This is a genomic window from Paraburkholderia sp. SIMBA_053, assembly GCF_046534895.1.
GTDB classification, from domain to species: Bacteria; Pseudomonadota; Gammaproteobacteria; order Burkholderiales; family Burkholderiaceae; genus Paraburkholderia; species Paraburkholderia caledonica.
This window is the reverse complement of sequence record NZ_JAWRXU010000003.1, coordinates 1-24,374: the sequence shown is the minus strand read 5'-3', so window position 1 is coordinate 24,374 and position 24,374 is coordinate 1. Positions and strand designations below refer to the sequence as shown.

Sequence of the window (24,374 nt, the reverse complement as noted above, 5' to 3'; positions counted from 1 at the left end):
TGCCTAGCGGGTATTTCGGGAGACAGATCATGCGAGTCAGCGACATTCTTAAAGTCAAAGGCAACACCCTTTTCACGGTCACGCCAGACGCCACGCTGCACGACGCAGTCAACACCATGGCCGAGCACGACATCGGCTCGCTCGTCGTCATGGAGTACGGCGACCTGGTCGGCATGCTGACATTCCGCGAGATTATTCTTACGCTGAGCGAGAACGGCGGAAGCGTGGGCACGTCCACAATCCGCAAGGTCATGGACGATCATCCGCTCACCTGCACGCCTGAAACGGACGTCAACGAAGTGCGCCGCATGATGCTCGAACATCACGTGCGCTACCTGCCGGTCATGGAGAGCCGCACGCTGATGGGCGTTATTTCTTTCTATGACGTCGCGAAGGCGGTGGTCGAGGAACAGGGCTTCGAAAACCGCATGCTGAAGGCGTACATCCGCGACTGGCCGGAAGAGCAGGGGCAGCAGCCGGCGCGTTGATGCGCGGCCGCCCGCTGGCGGAGCCGCTGGTATTGCCGCGTGGGTGGCCCGTAGGGCGCCCGGTGCTTGGGAGGGCCGGCGGTGGGGAACGTCCAGTAAAGGCGTAACATCCAGGAAAGGCGTGCGCGAGAGCGCGCGCTTTTTTTGTGCGCGCCGTCATGGTTCTTCATGTGGCCTTTAGCCGCTTTTCCTGGCGCCTGCTACTGAATCTGTTTCAACGAACTTCATGAGTCAAAGCCCGCTGCCCCCAACGCCTCCCACGCCGCCTGCGCCGCCCGCGTCTGCGCCGGCCGCCGTCCACCGTGCCGCGCGCCAGCATGGCCAGCACGAATCGCAGTTCAAGCTGCTGGGCGAGCGCCGCTTTGCGCCGTTTTTCTGGACGCAGTTCCTCGGCGCGATGAACGACAACGTCTTCAAGATAGGTTTCACGTCGCTCGTCACGTTTCAGGCGGCGCGGTTCTCAGGCGTCGATCCGAAGACCGCCGCGTTCATGATCTCGGCGATCTTCATCTTGCCTTTCGTGTTGCTGTCGGCCACGTCCGGACAGATCGCCGACAAGTACGACAAGGCGATGCTCACGCGTTTCGTGAAGAGCTTCGAGATCGTCGTCATGTTGGTCGGCGGCGCGGGCTTCCTGCTGCATAGCGCGCCGCTGCTGTATCTGTGCACGTTCATGATGGGCGTCCATTCGACTCTGTTCGGGCCGGTCAAGTATTCATATCTGCCGCAACATCTGTCGAGCGAGGAACTGGTCGGCGGCAACGGCATGGTCGAGATGGGCACTTTCGTCGCGATCCTGGTCGGCACGATTGTCGGCGGCGCGGGCGCGGGTTTCGTCGAACACGGCGCGCTGGTTCTGGCTTGTGCCTGCGTCGCCATTGCGCTCGCGGGGCGCGTCGTATCGAGCTTCGTGCCGGTAACAGCGGCGCCGCAGCCGGATTTGCGCATCAACTGGAACCCGGTCAGCGAGACCTGGCGCAACCTCAAGCTCGCGCGCCAAAACCGCACGGTGTTTCTGAGCCTGCTCGGCATATCGTGGCTGTGGTTCGTGGGCGCGACGTTTCTGTCGTCGTTCTTCAGCTTTGCAAAAGATGTGCTGTCGGCCAACCCGGACGTCGTGACTGTGCTGCTCGGTACCTTCTCCGTTGGTATCGGCCTTGGCTCACTGCTGTGCGAGAAGCTATCCAAGCGGCGTATCGAGATCGGCCTCGTGCCGCTTGGCTCGATCGGCATGAGCGTGTTCGCCATCGACCTGTTTTTCGCAAGCCACGCGCTGCCGGCCGCCGGTCATCTGTTGAGCGTCGGCGAGTTCCTCGTGCACGCCGCGCATTGGCGCGTGCTTGCCGATCTGTTTCTACTTGCCATGTTCGGCGGTTTCTACAGCGTGCCGCTTTATGCACTGATCCAGAGCCGCAGCCAGCCGAGCCACCGGGCGCGCATCATCGCCGCGAACAATATTCTCAATTCGCTGTTCATGATCGTCTCGGCGTTGATGGCGGTCGGCCTCACCTCGGCGGGTTTCAGCATTCCGGCCATTTTTCTCGTGACCGCGCTGCTCAATATCGTGGTGGCGACCTACATCTATTCGCTCGTGCCCGAGTTCCTGTTGCGATTCATCGCATGGTTGCTCGTGCACACGTTCTACCGGATTCGCCTCGTGCACGCGGAGCGGATTCCGGAAGAGGGCGCGGCCGTGCTCGTGTGCAATCACGTGAGCTTTGTTGATGCGGTCGTGATCATGGCCGAGAGTCCACGGCCGATCCGCTTCGTAATGGACTATCAGATCTTCAAAAACCCGTTCGCCGGCTGGGTCTTCCGTCATGCGAAGGCAATTCCCATAGCGCCCGCGCATCAGGACCCGCAGGTGTTGGCGCGCGCGTACGAGCGCTGCGCACAGGCGCTTGCCGACGGCGAACTCGTGTGCATCTTTCCCGAAGGCAAACTCACCCGGACGGGCGACATGAACGAGTTCCGTCGCGGTGTCATGGAAATCATCGCGCGCACGCCCGCGCCGGTCGTTCCAATGGCGTTGCGTGGCCTGTGGGGCAGCGTGTTTTCCCGCGCCGACGACGCACGCTGGCCACGCCCCGTGCAAAAGGGCGTGATGAGCCGGCTGACTTTGGCGGTAGGCGAGCCTATCGACCCGGCGCTGGCCACTCCCGAGTTGCTTCAGAGAATCGTCACGGACTTGCGCGGCGCGCGGAAGTAGGCGCGCGGCCTTGTCCGGAAGTCATAAGCCGGTGCGCGGCGTCGTCCCGGGCGGCAAGGGGCTGGCATAATAGCGTCTTCCCCGCATTCCTTTGGACGACGCCCATGTCCGGCAACACGCTCGGTACGCTTTTTACTGTCACGACCTTCGGCGAATCGCACGGCCCGGCTATCGGCTGTGTGATCGACGGTTGCCCGCCGGGCATGGCGCTGACCGAAGCCGACATCCAGCTCGAACTCGACCGCCGCAAGCCGGGCACGTCGCGCCACGTCACGCAGCGTCAGGAAGAGGACAAGGTCGAGATTCTGTCGGGCGTGTTCGAGGGAACCACCACGGGTGCACCCATCGCGCTGCTAATTCGCAATACGGACCAGCGCAGTAAAGACTACGGCAACATCGTGGACACGTTTCGTCCCGGCCACGCCGACTACACGTATTGGCAGAAGTACGGTATTCGCGACTATCGCGGCGGCGGCCGTTCGTCGGCGCGTTTAACAGCGCCTACGGTCGCGGCCGGTGCCGTTGCGAAGAAATGGTTGCGCGAAAAATTCGGCACTGAAATTCGTGGCTACATGGCCGCGCTTGGCGAGATCGACGTGCCGTTTGTCGACTGGGCGCATGTGCGCGAGAACCCGTTCTTCGTGCCGAACGCGGACATCGTGCCGCAACTCGAAGCGTATATGGACGCGTTGCGCAAAGAGGGCGACTCGATTGGCGCCCGTATCAACGTGGTGGCTTGTGGTGTGCCCGTCGGTCTCGGCGAGCCGTTGTTCGATCGCCTTGACGCGGACATCGCTCACGCCATGATGGGTATCAACGCGGTGAAGGGCGTTGAGATCGGCGCAGGGTTCGCGAGCGTCGCGCAGCGCGGCTCCGTGCATGGCGACGAACTCACGCCCGAAGGCTTTGTCGGGAATAACGCGGGCGGTGTGCTGGGCGGTATTTCCACCGGCCAGGACATTACCGTGTCGATTGCCATCAAGCCGACGTCGAGCATTCGTACTCCGCGCCGCTCGATCGACAAAGCGGGGCAACCGGCAATGGTCGAGACGTTCGGGCGGCATGACCCGTGCGTCGGCATTCGCGCCACGCCTATCGCGGAATCCATGCTTGCGCTGGTGCTGATCGACCATGCGTTGCGCCATCGCGCGCAATGTGGCGACGTTTCGGTGAGTACGCCGAAGATCGCAGCAAGCGCGCCGTAAAGGGCGCGGTTCGCGCGTTTCAATCGCATTGCGCGAACTGCGCTTTTCGCATGAATCATCTCTCCAGTCAGCCGGCGGACAACATTCTCCCGGCGTTGCGGGCACGCGCCGCGGCGCCGCACGCGGTCGCGCACGACTGTCTCGCGTTCGGCCAGACACTGCTGCAACACGCGGGCGGCGACAAAGCGCTGCAACGCGAAGCCCTCGGGGCGCTCGTACGCGCGTATCAGGCCGACCCAGTCTGTGAGCCGACGCTCCTCCACACTATCGCGCAGGCGGCCTTCGTCGTGCGCGATTGGGCGCTCGTCGAGTCTGCCACGGCACTGCTGCTCTCACAAAACCCCGCCGATGCCAACGCATTGATCTGGCGGTCCGCCGCCGTCCAACATCGGAACGACTTCGCGACTGCCGAGAATTTGCTGCGCGAAGCGGTGCGGCTCGTGCCGGGCAATCCGATCGCGCTTCATAAGCTGGCGTTGTGCATCAAGGAGCAGGCGCGTTTTGCGGAAGCCGAAGCGCTCCTTCGTGAGGTGCTCGCGTTGTCCGCGGATAACGCGCATGCGTTGTTCGATTTGTCCGAACTCCAGATCCGCAGCGGGCGTTTCGCCGAGGGCTGGGCGCTCTACGAGTCGCGCCTTGCGTTTGCCGGCGATCTGAACAACGCGCAGCACGCGCTCGCCGCGATCAGCGCACCGTGGCAAGGAGAGTCGCTGGCGGGCAAGACGCTCGTCGTGTACGGCGAGCAAGGCAACGGCGACTGCCTGTGGGCGTTGCGCTTTCTGCCGCTGCTCGCCGAGCGTGCGCGGCGTGAAGGCGGCCGGGTGATCTTCGGTCACGACGGGCCGTTGCGGCATCTGTTCGAACGGACGCTGCCTGCCGATCTACGGCTTGAAACAAGCCTCGAAACGCAGCCCGATTTTCATTGCGGGCTGATGAGCTTGCCGTTGCGTCTAGGCATTGTCGAGGCGACCGGTTGGGGCGCGCCTTATCTGAGCGCGGACCCGCAACGTCTGCAACCGTGGCAGCAATGGGTGCATGCCCGTGTCGACGGCAAGCCCGGTAATCGCAAAGTGGGACTCGTGTGGAATGGAAATCCGGACCATATCCGCGATGCGCGGCGCTCGGTGCCGATCGAGCAGCTGGAGCCATTGTTGAACGTGGCCGGTGTCACCTATTTCGCGCTGTCGCCAGGACGTGGCGAGACGGTCGCGCAATGGCGCGCAATGGGCTTCGACGTCGTCGATCCTACTCAGTACTTTGAAGCCGGCTTCGACGACGTCGCCGCACTGCTGGCGAATCTCGATCTGGTGGTAACGATCGACAGTGGACCCGCCCATCTGGCCGGCGCGCTCGGCGTACCGACGTGCTTGATGATCGATCACGTATCGGCCTGGTTCTGGGGAGTGGGGGCGCCGGTTACGCCCTGGTACGACTCGATCGAACTGTTCCGGCAACCGGCGGTGGGCGCCTGGGCGCCGGTGGTGGCACAAGTGTGTGCGCGTATCGAAGGAATGGTGCGCGGCTAAGCGGTGGCCTTGGCGGGTTGCCTTGGCGGGTTGCCCTGGTGGGTGGCCTTGGGGTGGCCTTCGCGGCTTGCCTTCGCAACGCAGAGGTCGTCTGCCTATGTTGCGAAGGCGAAGCGCCGCTCACATGTTCGGGTAGTTCGGCCCGCCGCCGCCTTCAGGTGTCACCCACACGATGTTCTGCGTCGGGTCCTTGATATCGCAGGTCTTGCAGTGCACGCAGTTCTGCGCGTTGATTACCAGCCGCTCGCTGCCGTCGTCGTTCTTCACGAATTCATAAACGGCCGCCGGGCAGTAACGCGACTCAGGACCCGCATACGTCTGCCAGTTTACGTTCACCGGGACCGTGGGGTCTTTGAGCGTCAAGTGAGGCGGCTGGTTCTCTTCGTGATTCGTGTTCGATATGAACACCGAAGACAACCTGTCGAACGTCAGCTTGCCGTCCGGCTTCGGGTATGTGATCGGCGTGCATTGCGACGCGGGCTTTAGCATCTCATGATCGGAATGCTGATGGTGCAGCGTCCACGGCACATTCCCGCCGAGCAGCTTCTGCTCGATGCCGACCATCAACGTGCCGAGGTACAGGCCCTTGCTCATCCACTGCTTGAAGTTGCGGGCCCTGTAGAGCTCCGTGTGCAGCCACGAAGTCTTGAACGACTCGGGATAAGCCGTGAGCTCGTCGCTCGTGCGGCCTGCCTGCACGGCTTCAAATGCCGCATCGGCGGCGAGCATGCCGGTCTTGATCGCGGCATGCGAACCCTTGATCCGCGATGCGTTCAGGAAGCCCGCGTCGTCGCCGACCAGTGCGCCGCCGGGGAACACGAGCTTCGGCAGCGACATCAGGCCGCCCGCAGTGATTGCCCGCGCGCCATACGACACGCGCTTGCCGCCTTCCAGAAAATGACGGATTGCCGGATGCGTCTTGTAGCGCTGGAATTCCTCGAACGGCGACAGATACGGATTCGTATAACCGAGCCCGACCACGAAGCCCACCACCACCTGGTTGTTGTCCATGTGATAGAGGAACGAGCCGCCGTACGTGTCCGTCTGCAAGGGCCAGCCGGCCGTGTGCATGACGAGCCCCGGCTTGTGTTTCGACGGATCGATCTCCCACAATTCCTTGATGCCGATGCCGTAGACCTGCGGATCGACGCCGTCGCGCAACCTGAACTTCTCGTTTAGCTGACGCCCGAGATGCCCGCGCGCGCCTTCGCAGAAAAGGGTGTATTTCGCGTGCAGTTCCATGCCGAGCTGGAAGTTTTCAGTCGGCAGACCGTCCTTGCCGATGCCGAGATTGCCCGTGGCGACGCCTTTCACCGAACCGTCGTCGTTGTAGAGCACCTCCGCAGCCGGGAAGCCGGGGAAAATCTCTACGCCGAGCGCTTCGGCCTGCTGGCCCAGCCAACGCGTGACGTTGGCGAGGCTGATCACGTAGTTGCCGTGGTTCTTGAAGTTATCGGGCAGCGCCCAGTTCGGCACGCTCTTCGCGCCGGTTTCCGAGAGGAACAGGAATCGGTCTTCGGTGACTTCGACATCCAGCGGCGCGCCTTTTTCCTTCCAGTCGGGAATCAGTTCATTCAACGCGCGCGGGTCCATGACGGCGCCCGAGAGGATGTGCGCCCCGATCTCCGAGCCTTTTTCCAGCACGCAGACGCCAAGCTCGACGCCCTTGTCGGCCGCCAGCTGCTTCAGGCGGATCGCCGCGGACAAGCCAGCCGGGCCGCCGCCGACGATCACGACGTCGTATTCCATCGACTCGCGCGGGCCGTACTGCTCAATGAGACTTGCGGGGGTCATTGATGCTCCTCTTACCGTTAGAATGCTTTTTTCGGGATCGTATTGTGGGCGATGGTCTCTTGCACCGCAACCCGATCAGCAGAGATTAGCACGAGCGTTCTATTTATATGCTACGGTATTGACCCGAGCATGGGTCGGACCGCGACCGACAACCGTATTCGTAACTACAACCGAACAAGGAACGACAATGGGCCGTTCGATCAATCTGGAAGGCAAGGTCGCGCTCATCACGGGCGCCTCGAGCGGGTTGGGAAAGCGCTTTGCTCAGGTGTTGTCGCAGGCGGGCGCCAAAGTCGTGCTGGCGAGCCGGCGAACCGAGCGCCTGAAGGAGCTGCGCGCCGAAATCGAGGCGTCAGGCGGCGCGGCGCACGTCGTTTCGCTGGATGTGACCGATTATCAGAGCATCAAGTCGGCGGTCGCCCATGCGGAGACCGAGGCGGGCACCATCGACATTCTGGTGAACAACTCGGGCGTGTCGACCACGCAGAAGCTGTCCGAAGTTACGCCGGCCGACTTCGAATATGTGTTCGACACCAACACCCGCGGCGCGTTCTTCGTCGCGCAGGAAGTGGCCAAGCGCATGATCATGCGCGGCAACAACGCGCAGAAACCGTCGTACCGGATTATCAATATCGCGTCGATGGCCGGCTTGCGCGTACTGCCCCAAATCGGCCTTTATTCGATGAGCAAGGCAGCCGTCGTCCACATGACGAAAGCCATGGCGCTCGAATGGGGCAAGCACGGCATCAATGTGAACGCGATCTGCCCGGGCTATATCGACACGGAGATCAATCATCATCACTGGTCGACCGAGCAGGGGCAAAAGCTCGTGTCGATGCTGCCGCGCCATCGCGTCGGCAAGCCTGAGGACCTGGACGGATTGCTGCTATTGCTGGCCGCGGACGAATCGCAGTTCATCAACGGTTCGGTAATCGCCGCCGACGACGGCTTCGGTCTGGCCTGATCGCCGGCTTATGAGTTGACGCGCGATCACCGGGATCCGGCGAGGTGCGACTGGCACTCGTCCCGGCGCGCCAGGCGATTAACGCAGTTTGGAAGAAGCTCTTTTACGCGCGCGGGCCTTCTGCCGACGAAACGTCTGCGCTATGGTGCAGGCATTGGCCTGAATGGCCACGGTTTTACCCGATTCGATCCTTGAGCAATCTTTTGAGAAGTAAGAAGAGCAGAAGCACGATGAGCGATTTTCACGCAGTTTTCGAGATGTCGATGCCGATCCGCTGGGGCGACATGGACGCATTCGGCCATGTGAACAACACGGTCTATTTCCGCTACATGGAGCAGGTGCGTATCTCCTGGTTCGAGCAACTCGGCCTCGCCGGCAGCAATGCGGATGGCCAGGGGCCGGTGATCGTGAACGCGTCGATGGAGTTTCTCAAGCAACTGCATTATCCCGGCGACGTGATCGGCCGCATGACCGTCGCGACGCCCGGCCGCAGCAGTTTCGACACGGGCTTCGAACTCGTGCGTGCAGACGATCCCAGCACCGTCTATGCACGCGGCGCCGCCCGCTGCGTATGGATCGACTACGCGGCCGGCAAGTCGGTGCCGGTTCCTGATTTGTTGCGCGAGACCATCGAGCGCGCCGCGCTCGTGAAAGCGGCCGAGCCGGCCGCATAAGTTCGTCGTTTATTTCTGCATGACCGCGCAGCGCGGGGCCCCAACTCTAAGGCCTCGCTTCATCGTTCCAGTTCTTGCCTCGACTTCGCACAAAGCGGTGTCGCGCGCCGCGGCTGCGGCCGTCAATGCCCGAGCAGACGCTGCAACAGTTCGGTAGCGTTACCCGTATCGTATTTGCGCATCAAGCGGGCGCGATAAACGTCGACGGTGCGCGGGCTGATTTCCAACGCCCGTCCAATCTGTTTGCTGGTTTTCCCGGTCACCAGTTGGGCGGCGATTTCCCGCTCGCGAGGCGTCAACTCGACCGCCACGCGCCGCGTCGCGCTCAGATCCTCGAAAGTCCAGACGCCCGCCGCGTGCGGGTCGGTGCGTCGCTGCGCGCGGCCCGTCACATGGCACCAGAACAGTTCGCCGTTGGCGCGCTTCATGATGCGGTCGTCGGCATAGCTGCCTTGAGCGGTCATGATGGGCGGGATCCGTGCGCCGATCCGCTCGAATTCGTCCGCCGACGGATACAGAATCTGGAACGACTGCCCGAGCAGCGCCTCGCGCGGACAGCCGAAGATGGACGCCAGTTCGTCATTGCAGTCTTCGATAATGCGCTCACGCGACAGCACGAGCCCGATCGGCGCGAGATGAAAAGCGGTTTGGTAATCCAGTGCGGGCATGGGCTGGCGGCAAGTACTTATGTATTTTTGCGTATTGTGCCGTATGGCGCACGCAGCGTACTCTTTCGGGCACATGAGAACGCGGTGAGGCGTCCGTGGCGGCGTTTGCGCGAAGCGTGACACAGGCTTCGCGCACGGCACCCGCCGGATGACTAGAATGACGTGTCGGGCCGCGCCTGAGCGCGTCACACGAGCCGCAAGAAAACGGTTTCAGGTTTCCATAAAGGAAGGGACATACTGATGAACAAAGTCTATCCAGGCGCCGCCGAGGCGCTGAAAGACATCGTCAAGGACGGTCAGACGTTCGCCGTCGGCGGCTTCGGGTTGTGCGGCATTCCCGAAGCGCTGATCGCTGCGCTGCGCGACACCAAGGTGCAAAACATTACCTGCATCAGCAACAACGCGGGTGTCGACGGATTTGGCCTCGGTCTGCTGCTCGAAACGCGCCAGATCAAGAAGATGATCTCGTCGTATGTCGGGGAAAACAAGGAGTTCGAGCGCCAGTATCTGGCCGGCGAACTCGAACTCGAATTCACGCCGCAGGGCACGCTTGCCGAGAAACTGCGCGCGGGCGGCTCGGGCATCCCGGCGTTTTTCACGAATACCGGCTACGGCACGCTGATCGCCGAAGGCAAGGAAACTCGCCAGTTCGGCGAAAACCACTATGTGCTCGAACATTCGCTGACGGCGGATATCGCGCTCGTGAAGGCATGGAAAGCCGACAAGTCGGGCAACCTGATCTATCGCCGCACGGCTCGCAACTTCAATCCGATGTGCGCGATGGCCGGCAAGATCACCGTCGCGGAAGTCGAGGAAATCGTCGAGGTGGGCGAACTCGATCCGGACGCGATTCATACGCCTGGCATCTTCGTTCAGCGCATCGTGCTCAATGCGCATCCGGAAAAACGCATCGAACAACGCGTCGTCCGCGCGAAAGGAGACTGATCATGGCATGGACTCGTGACGAAATGGCCGCGCGCGCGGCGAAGGAATTGCAGGACGGTTTTTATGTGAACCTCGGCATCGGCTTGCCGACGCTGGTGGCGAACCACGTGCCGCCGGGTGTCGAAGTGTGGCTGCAGTCGGAAAACGGCCTGCTCGGCATTGGCCCGTCGCCGACCGAAGACGAAGTGGACGCCGACCTCATCAACGCGGGCAAGCAAACGGTGACCACGTTGCCGGGCTCGTCGATTTTTTCGTCAGCGGATTCGTTCGCGATGATTCGCGGCGGCCACATCAACCTGGCCATTCTGGGCGCCATGCAGATCAGCAAGAAGGGCGACCTCGCGAACTGGATGATCCCCGGCAAGATGATCAAGGGCATGGGCGGCGCAATGGATCTGGTGGCCGGCGTCAAGCGCGTGGTCGTGCTGATGGAGCACGTCGCGAAGGGCGATCAGCACAAGATTCTCGAAGAATGCACGCTGCCGTTGACGGGCGTGGGCGTGGTGGATCAGATCATCACCGACCTCGGCGTGATCGAAGTCACCGACGACGGCCTGAAGGTGACAGAACTGGCGCCTGGCGTGAGCGTCGACGAGATCAAGGCGAAGACGGGCGCGCCGCTCGATGTGAGCGCGGTGAGCTGATCGCGGTTGTCGGGTTTGCTGCCGGGCCGACGCATGTGCGTTGGCCAGGGCGGCGGGAATGGTGGGCGGGGCGGGCGAGGCGGAAGTCTCGCCCGCTTTTCTTTTTGCGGCTCGCGGTTTTACCGCGCCCGTCTTATGCCTTCTGGCCGATCCTTGTCACGCGGCAAAGCGGTTTACAATCGTTCGAAGCAATCACTTGACGATTCGTCGCCTGTTTCTTCGCGCCGTGTTACGGTGCCACGGGCCACATGCACAGCGCTTTTGCAAGGACCACAGATGACCGCAACGACAGCTTTCGCCGGCGAGCGGCTCGCGCCGCGCCAACGTTATGTGCAGTGCGCGAGCGCCGCGGGCCTGCATCGCATTGCCTACACCGAGTGGGGCCATCCGGACAATCCGCGGGTGCTGCTGTGCGTGCATGGCCTGACGCGCTCGGGGCGCGACTTCGACCGGTTAGCGGCGCAGTTCGCCGATACCTACCGTGTGGTCTGTCCTGATGTGGCGGGCCGGGGCTTGTCTTCGTGGCTCGCCAACCCAAACTTATACAGCGTGCCGCAATATGTCGCCGACATGGTGACGCTCATTGCGCGGCTGAATGTGGAAACGGTCGACTGGTTCGGCACGTCAATGGGCGGCCTGATCGGGCTCGGCCTCGCGGGACTCGCGGACACGCCTATCCGTAAGCTGTTGCTAAACGACGTCGGTCCGCATCTGGAGCCGGAGGCCGTCAAGCGTATCGGCGATTATCTCGGCAAGCCCGTGCGCTTCGACTCGCTGCGGCAAGGCATCGATCACGCGGCGTTCCTTGCGCGCAGCTTCGGTCCGCTCACCGCGGAAGAATGGCGCGAGATCAATACGCCGCTGATTCGCGAAGAGAACGGCACATGGCTGTTCCGCTACGATCCGCGCATTGCGCAGCCCTTTGCCGCGACTACAGAAGAAACCGCGAAGCTAGGGGAAGCCGCACTATGGCATTCGCTCGCGTCGTTCCAAGGGCCGGTGCTGGTGGTGAGAGGCGAGCTTTCCGATCTGCTATCGCGTGAAACAGTCGCCAGGATGGTCGAGACGGGGCATGCGGTGTCGAGCGTCGAGATCAGCGGTGTGGGGCACGCGCCGGCGTTTCTTTCGGCGGATCAGATCGACATTGCGAAGCGGTTCTTTATCGGCAATGGCGGCGACGCGTCATAATATGCAGTTGCGCGTGACGCGCTAACGCGTCATGCATAGCGCATCCAGTCAATCTTCTTCTACCTACTTCAGGATTCTTCATGGCAGTCATTCGTCACCATGTCGGCAAGCGTCTTTCTGAAATTGCCGTGCACAACGGCACGATCTACCTTGCCGGCCAGATCGCCGAAGACGCGGACCAGGACATCACGGGGCAAACGCGCGAAGTGCTCGGCCATATCGACCGTCTGCTAGCCGAGGCAAACAGCGATAAATCGCATTTGCTGTCCGTGCAGATCTACATTTCGGACATGGAGCATTTCGCCGGCATGAACGCGGTGTGGGACGAGTGGGTAGCGCAAGGCGCGACGCCGCCGCGCGCGACCGTCGAGGCGAAGCTCGCCAACCCGAAGTGCCTGGTTGAGATCGTCGTGGTCGCGGCGCAGCGGAGCTGAGCGAAGCAAAACCAGGCAGTTGCTGTTGAAATTCCGTTGATTTGCCAGGGCCCGGTGGGCCGCCGCACCATGAATACCGAAACCGCTACGAGCACGCCAAATCCTCTTCCGTCTTTCGACGAAGCGATGGCATTCGTGCGTCGTCACGCGGGCGAGGTGCGGCTGTCGTCGGGCGAGTCTCTCGCGGATCATGCGGCGGGCACCGCGTCGATCATGCGCACGCTCAACGTCGATCCGCCGGCCGTGCTGGCGGCGGCGTTGTTTGCATTGACGCCGCATTTGCAAGATCCCGAGCGCGTGATCGCCGACAACTTCGGCGAGGAAGTCGCGCAACTCGTCGGCGACGTGCGCAAGTTGCTGCGCCTCGGCACAGTGAGCTTGCGCGCTGCACAGAACGCCATGCCCGAAGCGGGGCGTGATGCGCAGGCCGCGCGGCGCGCGCAGGTCGAGGCGCTGCGCAAGATGCTGCTCGCGTTCGCGCAAGATATTCGCGTGGTGCTGATACGGCTCGCGTCGCGGCTGCAGTCGCTGCGCTATTACGCGGCGGCGAAGCTCACGCCGTCGCCGGATGTGGCGCGCGAAACGCTCGATATTTATGCGCCGCTCGCGAACCGCCTCGGCATCTGGCAATTGAAGTGGGAACTCGAAGACCTTGCGTTCCGCTTCGAAGAGCCGGTGACTTATAAGCGCATCGCGAAGTTGCTGGACGAGAAACGCGTTGAACGCGAAAGCTATGTTGCGCAGGCCATTGAACGGCTGCAGCAGGAACTTGCCGCCGCGAACATTCGCGCGGAAGTAAGCGGCAGGCCAAAGCATATCTATAGCATCTGGCGCAAGATGCGCGGCAAGGAACTCGACTTCGCCGAACTGTACGACGTGCGCGCGTTTCGCGTGATCGTGCCGGACATCAAGGATTGCTACACGGTGCTCGGCATCGTGCACAACCTGTGGCAACCGGTGCCGAGAGAGTTCGACGATTACATCTCGCGGCCAAAGCCGAATGGCTATAAGTCGCTGCATACGGTGGTGATCGGCGACGACGGCCGCGCGTTCGAAGTGCAGATTCGCACGCACGACATGCATCAGTTCGCCGAGTACGGCGTGGCCGCGCATTGGCGCTACAAGGAAGCCGGCACGCGTGGGTACGGCGGCCAGTTTGCCGCCAATGAGAAGTACGACGAGAAGATCGCATGGTTGCGTCAATTGCTCGCGTGGAAAGACGACGTGTCCGAAGGCGAGCACGGCGAGAAGCGCGCGGCGCAGCCGTGGGAGCAATTGCGCCAGGCCACACTCGACGACGACCACATCTACGTGCTCACGCCGCAGGCGCGCGTGATCGCGTTGCCGCATGGTGCGACGCCGGTGGATTTCGCGTATCACCTGCATAGCGAGTTGGGGCATCGGTGTCGCGGGGCGCGCGTCGACGGGGCGATGGTGCCGCTGAACACCCAGTTGCAGAACGGCCAGACGGTGGAAATTGTCGCGGTAAAAGAAGGTGGGCCGTCGCGCGACTGGCTCAATCCACAGCTCGGTTATCTGCATAGTCCGCGTGCGCGCCAGAAAGTGCGCGCCTGGTTCAATGCCGTCGAGTTGCAGGAGCACATTGCGAGCGGCCGCGCAATGGTCGAAAAGACCTTGCAGCGCGAGGGCAAGACCTCGGTGAACCTGGACCAGCTCGCGGCCAAGCTCGGCTTCAAGACTACCGACGACCTGTTCTCGGTCGTCGGCAAGGAAGAGTTCAGTCTGCGGCTCGTCGAGCAGGCGCTGCACGATGCGCCGCCGCCGGAACCGGTGGTCGAAGTACCCGAGCAATTCGAGAAGCGCAGTAGTGGCGCGAGCGTGGCGCGAGGTGCGTCGACGGGCGTGCTGGTGGTCGGTGTCGACGCATTGCTCACGCAGCTTGCTCGATGCTGCCGTCCGGCGCCGCCTGACGACATCTGCGGATTCGTGACGCGCGGCAAGGGCATGTCGATTCACCGCAGCGACTGCCCGACGTTTTTGCGCATGGCCGAACGCTCGCCGGAGCGTGTGTTGCAAACGGCGTGGTCAGCGGACGTGATGAGCGGCCGCGGGCAATCGGTGTATCCGGTCGACCTCTCGATTGAGGCGACGGACCGCCAGGGTTTGCTGCGCGATATCTCCGAAGTGTTCGCGCGAGAAAAAATGAATGTGATCGGTGTGAAGACGCAAACCCGCCGCAATGCCGCGTTCATGCAATTCACCGTCGAGGTGTCGAGTGCCGCGCAAATTCAGCGCGCCTGCACGCTGCTCGGCGAAGTGACGGGTGTCGTGCGGGCGTCGCGCAAAGGCTGACGCAGTGACGCGATATTGAGTCGATGTGCTCACTTGCTCATGCGCAAGCGAGTGAATGATGTGGGTAAGCGCAATTTAAAGTCGATGCATAAAATTACTTGCCAAGCAGTGTGGGGCTCCATATAATCTCGTTTCTTCAGGCTCGTAGCTCAGCTGGTTAGAGCACCACCTTGACATGGTGGGGGTCGTTGGTTCGAGTCCAATCGAGCCTACCAACGAAAGAGAAATTCCGGTTCTGCCGGGGTTTCGCAAACTGCAGTAAGCGCCTGTGGCGCAAAAGGCGAATACGGTTATGACACCGCGAACGTTGACCGAAACCACTTCGGAGCGACGCTAGTCGAGGACCACTTTCGCCAGTGTAATTTGCAGGAAATGTGAATGCGGCCCCTCGAAAGCGGGGCCGCATTTTTTTTGGCTTGTTTGATTGATGTATATGCCGCCGCCGGTCGGCACCACGGAGAACGCAATGGTTTCGATACGTCTGCCTGACGGTTCTGTTCGACAGTACGAGCATCCGGTCACCGTCGCCGAAGTGGCCGCGTCGATCGGCCCCGGCCTCGCGAAGGCCGCGCTCGGCGGCAAGATCGACGGTGAACTGGTCGATACGTCCGCGCTGATCGACCACGACGCGGCGCTTGCCATCGTCACCGAAAAAGACGCAGACGGTCTGGATATCATTCGTCATTCTGCGGCGCACCTGCTCGCGTACGCAGTGAAGGATCTATATCCCGAGGCACAAGTCACGATCGGTCCGGTCATCGACAACGGCTTCTATTACGACTTTGCGTATAGCCGTCCCTTCACGCCGGAAGATCTCGAGAAGATCGAAAAGCGCATGCAGGAACTCGCGAAGAAAGACGAGCCTGTTTCGCGCCGCGTCGTGTCGCGCGACGAAGCGGTGGACTACTTCAAGAGCATCGGCGAGAAGTACAAGGCTGAGATCATCGAATCGATTCCGGCTACGGACGAAATCAAGCTGTACTCGCACGGCGGCTTCACCGACCTGTGCCGCGGTCCGCACGTGCCGTCCACCGGCAAGCTGAAGGTCTTCAAGCTGATGAAGGTGGCCGGCGCCTACTGGCGCGGCGATTCGAAGAACGAGCAATTGCAGCGTATCTACGGCACGGCCTGGACGAAGAAGGAAGATCAGGACGCGTATCTGCACATGCTCGAAGAGGCGGAGAAGCGCGATCACCGTAAGCTCGGCAAGCAACTCGACCTGTTTCACATGCAGGACGAGTCGCCGGGCATGGTGTTCTGGCATCCGCGCGGCTGGACGCTGTGGCAGCAGGTCGAGCAGTACATGCGCCGCCGTGTGAACGACGCGGGCTACCTCGAGATCAAGACGCCGATGATCATGGACCGGTCGTTGTGGGAAGCGTCGGGTCACTGGCAGAACTATCGTGAAAACATGTTCACGACCGAATCGGAAAAGCGCGATTACGCGATCAAGCCGATGAACTGCCCGGGTCACGTGCAGGTGTTCAACCACGGTCTGCGCTCGTATCGCGATCTGCCGCTGCGTTACGCGGAATTCGGCTCGTGCCACCGCAATGAATCCTCGGGCGCGCTGCATGGATTGATGCGCGTGCGTGGTTTTGTGCAGGACGACGCGCACATTTTCTGTACTGAAGACCAGTTCATCAGCGAGTCGATTGCCTTCAACACGCTGGCCATGAGCGTGTACAAGGACTTCGGCTTCGATAACGTCGAGATCAAGCTTTCGTTGCGCCCCGACGCACGTGCCGGCACCGACGAGACCTGGGACCGCGCGGAGCAGGGCTTGCGCGAAGCATTGACGGCTTGCGGCGTGACGTGGGAAGAACTGCCGGGCGAAGGGGCGTTCTACGGTCCCAAAGTGGAATATCACATCAAGGACGCTCTCGGCCGCTCGTGGCAGTGCGGCACGTTACAGCTCGATATGGTGTTGCCGGAGCGGCTGGGCGCGGAGTACGTCGCGGAAGACAACAGCCGTCGCCGTCCGATCATGCTGCACCGGGCAATCGTCGGATCAATGGAGCGTTTTCTCGGTATTCTGATCGAGCACCATGCTGGTGCAATGCCCGCGTGGCTCGCCCCGATGCAGGTAGTGGTGATGAATATCGCCGAAAGTCAGGCCGAATACGCCCACTCTCTGGCCCAATCGTTGCAAAAACAAGGGGTTAGAGTAGAGGCCGATTTGCGCAACGAGAAGATTAGCTATAAAATACGTGAGCACACGCTTGAGAAGGTGCCGTACCTGCTTGTGGTCGGCGACAAGGAGCGTGAAGCCCAAACGGTAGCCGTGCGTGCCCGTGGTGGTGTCGACCTAGGCGTGATGCCTGTCGATTCTTTCATTGAACGTCTGCGCCAGAACGTGCAGTCGTTCAACTGAGCCACTTGGCAGCGCGGCTCGTTTTTTTAATTTTTAGAGGAAACGTAACATCGCTACTGATAAGTCTGCGCACCGCATCAACGGTGAAATTACGGCACCCGAGGTGCGTCTGGTCGGAGTCGAGAACGAACCGCTCGGCATCGTGAAACTTGCTGATGCGTTCCGCATGTCGGAACAGCAAGACGTAGATCTGGTGGAAATCGCGCCGCAAGCGGTTCCGCCGGTCTGCCGATTGATGGACTACGGCAAGTTCAAGTACTCGGAAGCGAAGAAGCAGCACGAGGCCAAGCTCAAGCAGAAGATCGTTCAGGTCAAGGAAGTCAAATTCCGTCCGGGCACTGACGACGGTGACTACAACGTCAAACTGCGCAACCTCATTCGCTTTCTCGACGACGGCGACAAGACGAAAATCACGCTGCGTTTCCGTGGCCGCGAAATGGCTCACCAGGAAATCGGTATGCGCATGCTGGAACGCCTGCGCACGGACCTCGACGAAGTCGGTCAGGTCGAGCAAATGCCGAAAATGGAAGGGCGCCAGATGATCATGGTGCTCGCTCCGAAGAAAAAGAAGTAAGCGGTCAGAGCGGCGACGCGCCATGTGGCGCGTGTTCTGGTTGTGAAAAGTCGAACGATGCCGCACCGGGTGTCCGGTGCGACATCAGCAGGTTTCGAGACGGCGCTTATGCAAATGCGCGCTGTCTCCGAAAAGCGGCTGCCGGCAGTATTGGCGGTCTGCATACCAAGTGGAATGGGTTTCGAAGGGCGGGTAATGGCCATCTGGCCGACCGCACACCCATATCCATCTAATAATGGAGTTGTCATGCCGAAGATGAAGACCAAGAAGAGTGCTGCGAAGCGCTTCGTGGTGCGTCCGGGCGGTACCGTCAAGCGCGGTCAAGCCTTCAAGCGCCACATTCTTACCAAGAAGACCACCAAGAACAAACGCCATCTGCGCGGTTCGACGGCAGTTCATGATTCCGATCTGAACTCCGTGCGCGCAATGCTGCCGTTCGCTTAACCCTTAACCGAAACTCATAGGAGCGAAACATGCCTCGAGTAAAACGTGGGGTTACCGCACGGGCCCGTCACAAGAAGATCATCAAGCTGGCCAAGGGTTACCGCGGCCGTCGCAATAACGTCTATCGCATCGCCAAGCAGGCGGTCATGCGCGCAGGCCAGTACGCCTATCGCGATCGCCGCAACAAGAAGCGTGTGTTCCGTGCATTGTGGATTACGCGTATCAACGCGGCGGTGCGTCAGCACGACATGACGTACAGCGTGTTCATCAACGGCCTGAAGAAGGCTTCGATCGAACTCGACCGCAAGGTGCTGGCCGACATGGCTGTGTTCGACAAGGCTGCTTTTGCTGCGATCGTTCAGCAGGTGAAAGCCGCCGTTGCAGCCTGATTGCGCTTCTGGCAATTAACACTGCGTGGTTCGTTGCAGCGAACATCCGGTAGTCTCGGTGACGCTGCAACAAAAACGGGGCTCCTCACCGAGCCCCGTTTTTGTTGGTAGAACCAGTTTTGCATCGATTGAACACTGACGTTGAAATGATGGGATCAATGGACCTGGACCAGATTGTCGCGGACGCGCAAAAAGCCTTCGCAGAAGCCTCCGACGTCACCACCCTCGAAAACGAGAAAGCACGCTTTCTCGGCAAGTCGGGCGTGCTGACTGAACTGTTGAAGGGCCTTGGCAAACTCGATCCCGAAACGCGCAAGACCGAAGGCGCACGGATCAACCTCGTCAAGCAACAGGTTGAAGCCGCGCTGACGGCTCGGCGCCAGGCGCTGGCCGACGCGTTGCTGAATCAGCGCCTCGCCGCCGAAGCCATCGATGTCACCCTGCCTGGCCGCGGCGCCAATACGGGCAGCCTGCACCCGGTCATGCGGACCTGGGAGCGCGTCGAACAGATTTTCGGCAGCATCGGATTCGACGTGGCCGATGGCCCCGAAATCGAAACCGATTGGTACAACTTCACCTCGTTGAACAGCCCGGAAAATCATCCGGCGCGCTCAATGCAGGACACTTTTTACGTCGACGGGAAAGATGCCGACGGCCGCCAACTGCTGCTGCGCACGCATACGAGCCCGATGCAGGTGCGTTACGCGCGTACCAACAAGCCGCCCATCAAGGTGATCGTGCCGGGTCGGACCTACCGTGTGGACAGCGACGCGACTCACTCGCCGATGTTCAATCAGGTCGAAGGCCTGTGGATCGACGAGAACATCAGCTTTGCCGATTTGAAGGGCGTCTATACAGACTTCCTCAAGAAATTCTTCGAACGCGACGATATTCTGGTGCGTTTCCGTCCGTCGTATTTCCCGTTCACCGAACCGTCGGCCGAGATCGACATGCTGTTCGAAACGGGCAAGAACGCGGGCAAGTGGCTCGAGATTTCGGGCTCAGGCCAGGTGCATCCCACCGTGATCCGCAACATGGGCCTCGACCCGGAGCGCTACATCGGCTTCGCTTTCGGCAGCGGCCTCGAACGGCTCACCATGTTGCGCTACGGCGTGCAAGACCTGCGTCTGTTCTTCGAAAACGACCTGCGTTTCCTGCGTCAATTCGCTTGAACGAACGCATTGCGCGACAAGCATAGAGCGCGGCCACGCACAGAGTGCATGCCGCCACAGCGTCCCGGCGGTGACAGGCAGTAACTCGCTGTAACTCATGGCAACTGGCGAATGCGCCGCACGCCGAGTTGCGCGATGTATCTGCCTCACGCGGACCTAACCTGATCAGAACGTACAGAGAACCATGCAATTCCCGGAATCCTGGCTGAGAACCTTTGTCGATCCGCAACTGACGACGGACGAGCTGTCGCACGCATTGACGATGGCGGGTCTCGAAGTTGAAGACCTGCGACCGGCTGCGCCACCGACCTCGAAGATCGTGGTCGGTCAGGTGCTGGAAGTCGTCAAGCACCCGGATGCGGACAAGCTGAACGTCTGCCAGGTCAACGCCGGCACAGGCGCCACGCTCAATATCGTCTGCGGTGCGCCAAACGTAGCGCCAGGCATCAAGGTGCCGGTTGCGCTGGTTGGCGCGCAACTGCCGCCGGCCGAAGAGGGCGGCGCGCCGTTCGAGATCAAACTCTCGAAGCTGCGTGGCGTGGAAAGTCAGGGCATGCTGTGCTCGGCGCGCGAACTGAAGCTCTCGGAAGATCATAGCGGCCTCCTGATCCTGCCGGAAGATACGCCGATTGGCCAGGACATCCGCGAAACGCTCAATCTCGACGACACCATTTTCGAAATCAAGCTGACCCCGAACAAGGCAGATTGCTTGTCGGTGTTCGGCGTGGCGCGCGAAACCTCCGCGATTACCGGTGCACCGTTGCGTCCGCTCGAGATCAAGCCGGTCCAGGTCAAGCTCGACGAGACGCTGCCCGTCAAGATCTCGGCGCCCGATCTTTGCGGCCGTTTCTCGGGCCGTGTCATCCGCGGTGTAAATGCGCGTGCGAAATCGCCGCAATGGATGGTCGAACGTCTTGAGCGTTCAGGTCAGCGCAGCATCTCCGCGCTCGTGGATATTTCCAATTATGTGATGCTCGAGCTGGGCCGTCCGTCGCACGTGTTCGATCTGGACAAGATCCACGGCGGTATGGACGTGCGTTGGGGCCGCAAGGGCGAAACGCTCAAGCTGCTGAACGGCAACACCGTCGAAGTTGACGAAACGGTTGGCGTGATCGCCGACGAGCAACACATTGAAAGCCTCGCGGGCATCATGGGCGGCGATAGCACGGCCGTCACGCTCGACACGACCAACATCTACCTTGAAGCCGCGTTCTGGTGGCCGGATAGCATTCGTGGCCGCTCGCGCAGGTACAACTTTTCGACCGATGCGGGCCATCGCTTCGAGCGCGGCGTCGATTACGCGACCACCGTTGAGCACATCGAGCGGATCACGCAACTGATCCTCGACATTTGCGGCGGCGAAGCGGGTCCCGTGGACGACCAGGTCGTCAATGTGCCTCAGCGCGAGCCCGTGAAGATGCGCGTGTCCCGCGCGAACCGCATCATCGGCATCGCGATCGGCGCCGAGGAAATCGCGCAGATCTTCACGCGTTTGGGCCTTACGTTCGAACACGAAGGCGACACGTTCTCGGTCATGCCACCGTCGTACCGTTTCGATATCGAGATCGAAGAAGACCTGATCGAAGAAGTCGCGCGTATTTACGGCTTCGAGAAGATTCCGGCGCGCCCGCCGGTCGCTAAGAGCGAAATGCGCGCGACCAACGAAACGCGCCGCTCGATCCACGCAATCCGGCACGCGCTTGCCGCTCGCGATTACGCTGAGACGGTCAACTTCAGTTTCGTGGATGCCGAGTGGGAGCAGGACTTCGCCGGCAATGACAAGCCTGTGCGTCTGCTGAATCCGATTGCGAGCCAGTTGTCGGTCATGCGGACCACGCTGATCGGCAGCCTGATTCACGTGCTGCGCACGAACCTGAACCGCCGTGCTGCCGACCGCGTACGCGTGTTCGAAGCCGGCCGCGTGTTCCTGCACGATCCGTCGATCAAGGCCGGAGAGCTCACGGTCGAAGGTTTCGCCCAGCCGAAGATGATCGGCGGGCTCGCGTACGGTCCCGCGCTGGAGGAGCAGTGGGGCGCGCCGTCGCGTACCGTCGACTACTTCGACGTGAAGGCCGACGTCGAGGCGTTGCTCTCGCCGGCAGTCGCGCGTTTCGTGAAAGCGGAGCATCCCGCGCTGCATCCGGGGCGCAGCGCGCGCATTGAACTGAATGGCCGCGCGATTGGCTGGATCGGCGAACTGCATCCGCGCTGGATGCAAAAATATGATTTACCGAATGCGCCGATTCTGTTTGAAGTCGAAGCGGACGCATTAATGCAACGCGTATTGCCCACACCGTCGGAAGTGTCTAAATTCCCGCCGGTGCGTCGCGATATCGCGGTAGTTGTCGATCAAAAAATCGAGGCGCAGGCGCTGCTGGACGAGCTCCAGAAGGCTCAGTCGGAGCCCGCCTGCAAGACCGTCCAGAAGGTTGTGCTTTTTGACGAATTCCGTCCAAAATCAAACACTTCCGGTGGCTTGGGGGCTCACGAGAAAAGCCTTGCGTTCCGTGTTACCTTGCAAGATACTGGCGGGACCCTTCAGGACGAAACGGTCGATCTGGCCATTCAGACTCTGGTGGAACGTCTGGCTCGAGTATATGGCGCACGGTTGCGCGGATAACCCGCATTTAACAATTGCGCGGCTGTTTCCGCATCCTTTGTTTTCTGCATGGCGCGCCATTTGATAGATATGAATGAAATGAACTCGAGTGATTTCGAAGCCCTTCTTACGGCGCAACGCAGCGCCATGATTCGAGAAATTCCGACATCACCCGCCGTCGTTTCAACTGAAACGCCGACGCTCACCAAAGCGGAACTTGCCGAGTTGCTGTTCGACAATGTCGGGCTCAACAAGCGGGAAGCGAAAGACATGGTGGAGGCGTTTTTCGAGGTGATCCGGGATGCGTTGGAGAGCGGCGACAGTGTGAAGCTGTCGGGCTTCGGCAACTTCCAGTTGCGCGACAAACCGCAGCGTCCCGGCAGAAACCCCAAAACCGGCGAGGCAATTCCCATTGCCGCGCGCCGCGTTGTGACGTTCCATGCAAGTCAAAAGCTGAAGGCTCTGGTCGAGAACGGCGCCGAAGCGAGCTTCACGCGCTGATCGACTGGCGCGTTCCTGCGCAACCCACCACGACGGCTAACTGACGATGACAGCGACGATGGAAAAAGTCGTCTTGCCTCCGATTCCGGCGAAACGCTACTTCACGATTGGTGAGGTCAGCGAACTATGCGGCGTCAAACCGCATGTGTTGCGCTATTGGGAGCAAGAGTTTACGCAGTTGCGGCCTGTCAAGCGACGCGGCAATCGCCGGTACTATCAGCATCACGAGGTGCTGTTGATCCGGCGGATTCGTGAGTTGCTGTACGAGCAGGGCTTCACGATCAACGGTGCACGCAACCGCCTGGATTCACATGGCGGCGGCGCGCACAATGCGCCGGCTGAAATGGGCGAGCAGGTCGAGGGCTTCGTTCCGCCGGAGGCACCAGCAACCGCGAGCGCCGTCGACGTCGAGCAGTTGCGCAAAGAACTGCTGAACGTGATCGATCTGCTGAATCGCTAGTCGCTTTATTGGTGCGAACGGTTCTATTCGAATGAAGTGTCTGTTATAATTTTGTGCTGTTCGGGGCGTAGCGCAGCCTGGTAGCGTACCTGCATGGGGTGCAGGTGGTCGGAGGTTCAAATCCTCTCGCCCCGACCAAGAAATCAAGGCCTTATGGATATGTGTCCATAAGGCCTTTTTCGTTTTGGGCCCATCTTAACCACACGTTTGCTCCACAGTACGGACTGCTCCAGCGGCAACAGAACAGGTTCTTATACATCACAGAACACGCCGCAAGAAACAGCGGCACTGCCCACACCTCCGCCCAAAACCACGCCGACCCAACACTCACTCGCGGCTCGGATGCTGATGTACGAAAGCGAGCAGCGTCTTGCGAAAGTGGGAAGCCGCCGGGCTTTGCGAGTCATCACGCGTAACGAGATGCAGTGGTGCGCGAAAAGCATGGTCGCCCGCCACGCGGCAGTAGCGCACGCTTTCCTGGTGGTAGCGATGCATCGACGCAGGAACGAGCGAGATGCCGCCGCCCGCTGCCACGAGGTTGATGGCCGTTACCATGCGCGGCACTTCCTCGACCACGTTTGGCTCAAAACCCTTTGACTGACAGGCGCTAATAAAATCCGCGTACATACCGGGGGCACCAGGCCGACGGACGAAAATGAACGACTCGTTGGCAAGCTTCTGGAGCGCGATTGCGCGGCTGCTTATGAGTCGATGTCCGACGGGCAGCACCAGTGTCAACGGCACTCAGGAATTGATACAGTTTCTGTCGGCATCGGCACTTCAGATTTGATACACCGGGTTGTAGTGTT

General features: G+C 61.0%; 22 protein-coding genes and 2 tRNA genes. 21 read left to right on the top strand and 3 right to left on the bottom strand.

Annotation, left to right across the window (positions count from 1 at the left end; all coding sequences use genetic code 11):
* The first annotated feature begins 29 nt into the window (after positions 1-29).
* From SB753_RS12140 to SB753_RS12125, 4 genes are all read left to right on the top strand, one after another.
* On the top strand, positions 30-488 hold the full coding sequence (locus SB753_RS12140; RefSeq protein ID WP_020069514.1) for a CBS domain-containing protein: 459 nt from the start codon (positions 30-32) through the stop codon (positions 486-488).
* Between the two features lie 226 nt (positions 489-714).
* Positions 715-2,697: an MFS transporter gene (locus tag SB753_RS12135; RefSeq protein ID WP_410800307.1), complete on the top strand. Its 1,983-nt coding sequence runs from the start codon at positions 715-717 to the stop codon at positions 2,695-2,697.
* A 104-nt stretch (positions 2,698-2,801) separates the two neighbouring features.
* Positions 2,802-3,902, top strand: a complete 1,101-nt coding sequence (gene aroC / locus SB753_RS12130) for a chorismate synthase (protein WP_410800306.1) — start codon at positions 2,802-2,804, stop codon at positions 3,900-3,902.
* A gap of 50 nt (positions 3,903-3,952) precedes the next feature.
* Positions 3,953-5,428, top strand: a complete 1,476-nt coding sequence (locus SB753_RS12125) for a tetratricopeptide repeat protein (RefSeq protein ID WP_410800305.1) — start codon at positions 3,953-3,955, stop codon at positions 5,426-5,428.
* 120 nt (positions 5,429-5,548) lie between these two features.
* On the opposite strand, the gene SB753_RS12120 is transcribed toward SB753_RS12125, so the two are convergent.
* Positions 5,549-7,222, bottom strand: coding sequence for an electron transfer flavoprotein-ubiquinone oxidoreductase (locus SB753_RS12120; RefSeq protein ID WP_410800304.1), 1,674 nt, complete (start codon positions 7,220-7,222; stop codon positions 5,549-5,551).
* Positions 7,223-7,409: 187 nt separating this feature from the next.
* Here SB753_RS12120 and SB753_RS12115 point away from each other — a divergent pair, with 187 nt between their 5' ends.
* Positions 7,410-8,186: an SDR family oxidoreductase gene (locus tag SB753_RS12115; RefSeq protein WP_006052429.1), complete on the top strand. Its 777-nt coding sequence runs from the start codon at positions 7,410-7,412 to the stop codon at positions 8,184-8,186.
* Between the two features lie 230 nt (positions 8,187-8,416).
* Complete coding sequence (locus tag SB753_RS12110; RefSeq protein ID WP_020069519.1) at positions 8,417-8,860, top strand: acyl-CoA thioesterase; 444 nt, start codon at positions 8,417-8,419, stop codon at positions 8,858-8,860.
* A 122-nt stretch (positions 8,861-8,982) separates the two neighbouring features.
* On the opposite strand, the gene SB753_RS12105 is transcribed toward SB753_RS12110, so the two are convergent.
* Positions 8,983-9,528, bottom strand: coding sequence for a LuxR C-terminal-related transcriptional regulator (locus SB753_RS12105; RefSeq protein WP_020069520.1), 546 nt, complete (start codon positions 9,526-9,528; stop codon positions 8,983-8,985).
* Between the two features lie 240 nt (positions 9,529-9,768).
* Between SB753_RS12105 and SB753_RS12100 the strand changes: the two genes are divergently transcribed.
* The 15 genes from SB753_RS12100 to SB753_RS12030 all read left to right on the top strand — a co-directional run bounded on the left by SB753_RS12100 (position 9,769) and on the right by SB753_RS12030 (position 23,703).
* Complete coding sequence (locus SB753_RS12100) at positions 9,769-10,473, top strand: CoA transferase subunit A (RefSeq protein ID WP_128591947.1); 705 nt, start codon at positions 9,769-9,771, stop codon at positions 10,471-10,473.
* 2 nt (positions 10,474-10,475) lie between these two features.
* Positions 10,476-11,117: a CoA transferase subunit B gene (locus SB753_RS12095; protein ID WP_020069522.1), complete on the top strand. Its 642-nt coding sequence runs from the start codon at positions 10,476-10,478 to the stop codon at positions 11,115-11,117.
* A gap of 276 nt (positions 11,118-11,393) precedes the next feature.
* The gene (locus SB753_RS12090; protein ID WP_087754170.1) at positions 11,394-12,305 is read left to right on the top strand and encodes an alpha/beta fold hydrolase; all 912 of its coding nucleotides are present in this window, start codon (positions 11,394-11,396) and stop codon (positions 12,303-12,305) included.
* A gap of 80 nt (positions 12,306-12,385) precedes the next feature.
* The gene (locus SB753_RS12085; protein WP_020069524.1) at positions 12,386-12,739 is read left to right on the top strand and encodes a RidA family protein; all 354 of its coding nucleotides are present in this window, start codon (positions 12,386-12,388) and stop codon (positions 12,737-12,739) included.
* Between the two features lie 69 nt (positions 12,740-12,808).
* Positions 12,809-15,052 (top strand): RelA/SpoT family protein, encoded by a 2,244-nt coding sequence (locus tag SB753_RS12080; RefSeq protein WP_410800303.1) that lies wholly within the window; start codon positions 12,809-12,811, stop codon positions 15,050-15,052.
* Positions 15,053-15,190: 138 nt separating this feature from the next.
* Positions 15,191-15,267, top strand: a tRNA-Val gene (locus SB753_RS12075).
* Positions 15,268-15,518: 251 nt separating this feature from the next.
* A complete protein-coding gene (thrS, locus tag SB753_RS12070) occupies positions 15,519-17,426 on the top strand; it encodes a threonine--tRNA ligase (protein WP_410800302.1) in 1,908 nt (635 codons plus the stop codon).
* A gap of 49 nt (positions 17,427-17,475) precedes the next feature.
* The gene (gene infC / locus SB753_RS12065; RefSeq protein ID WP_074263967.1) at positions 17,476-18,000 is read left to right on the top strand and encodes a translation initiation factor IF-3; all 525 of its coding nucleotides are present in this window, start codon (positions 17,476-17,478) and stop codon (positions 17,998-18,000) included.
* A 246-nt stretch (positions 18,001-18,246) separates the two neighbouring features.
* Positions 18,247-18,444, top strand: coding sequence for a 50S ribosomal protein L35 (rpmI, locus tag SB753_RS12060; protein ID WP_006052501.1), 198 nt, complete (start codon positions 18,247-18,249; stop codon positions 18,442-18,444).
* A 29-nt stretch (positions 18,445-18,473) separates the two neighbouring features.
* Complete coding sequence (rplT, locus tag SB753_RS12055; RefSeq protein ID WP_006052502.1) at positions 18,474-18,833, top strand: 50S ribosomal protein L20; 360 nt, start codon at positions 18,474-18,476, stop codon at positions 18,831-18,833.
* 158 nt (positions 18,834-18,991) lie between these two features.
* Complete coding sequence (gene pheS, locus SB753_RS12050) at positions 18,992-20,005, top strand: phenylalanine--tRNA ligase subunit alpha (RefSeq protein ID WP_020069527.1); 1,014 nt, start codon at positions 18,992-18,994, stop codon at positions 20,003-20,005.
* A gap of 184 nt (positions 20,006-20,189) precedes the next feature.
* Positions 20,190-22,625 carry a phenylalanine--tRNA ligase subunit beta gene (gene pheT, locus SB753_RS12045; RefSeq protein ID WP_020069528.1) on the top strand — a complete coding sequence of 812 codons (2,436 nt, stop codon included), beginning with the start codon at positions 20,190-20,192 and terminating at the stop codon, positions 22,623-22,625.
* 69 nt (positions 22,626-22,694) lie between these two features.
* Positions 22,695-23,105, top strand: a complete 411-nt coding sequence (locus SB753_RS12040; protein WP_012433735.1) for an integration host factor subunit alpha — start codon at positions 22,695-22,697, stop codon at positions 23,103-23,105.
* Between the two features lie 46 nt (positions 23,106-23,151).
* On the top strand, positions 23,152-23,565 hold the full coding sequence (locus SB753_RS12035) for a MerR family transcriptional regulator (protein WP_288828356.1): 414 nt from the start codon (positions 23,152-23,154) through the stop codon (positions 23,563-23,565).
* Between the two features lie 61 nt (positions 23,566-23,626).
* Positions 23,627-23,703: transfer RNA gene (locus SB753_RS12030), tRNA-Pro, on the top strand.
* Positions 23,704-23,892: 189 nt separating this feature from the next.
* Here SB753_RS12030 and SB753_RS12025 read toward each other — a convergent pair.
* Complete coding sequence (locus SB753_RS12025) at positions 23,893-24,294, bottom strand: LysR substrate-binding domain-containing protein (RefSeq protein WP_410800518.1); 402 nt, start codon at positions 24,292-24,294, stop codon at positions 23,893-23,895.
* Positions 24,295-24,374: the final 80 nt, after the last annotated feature.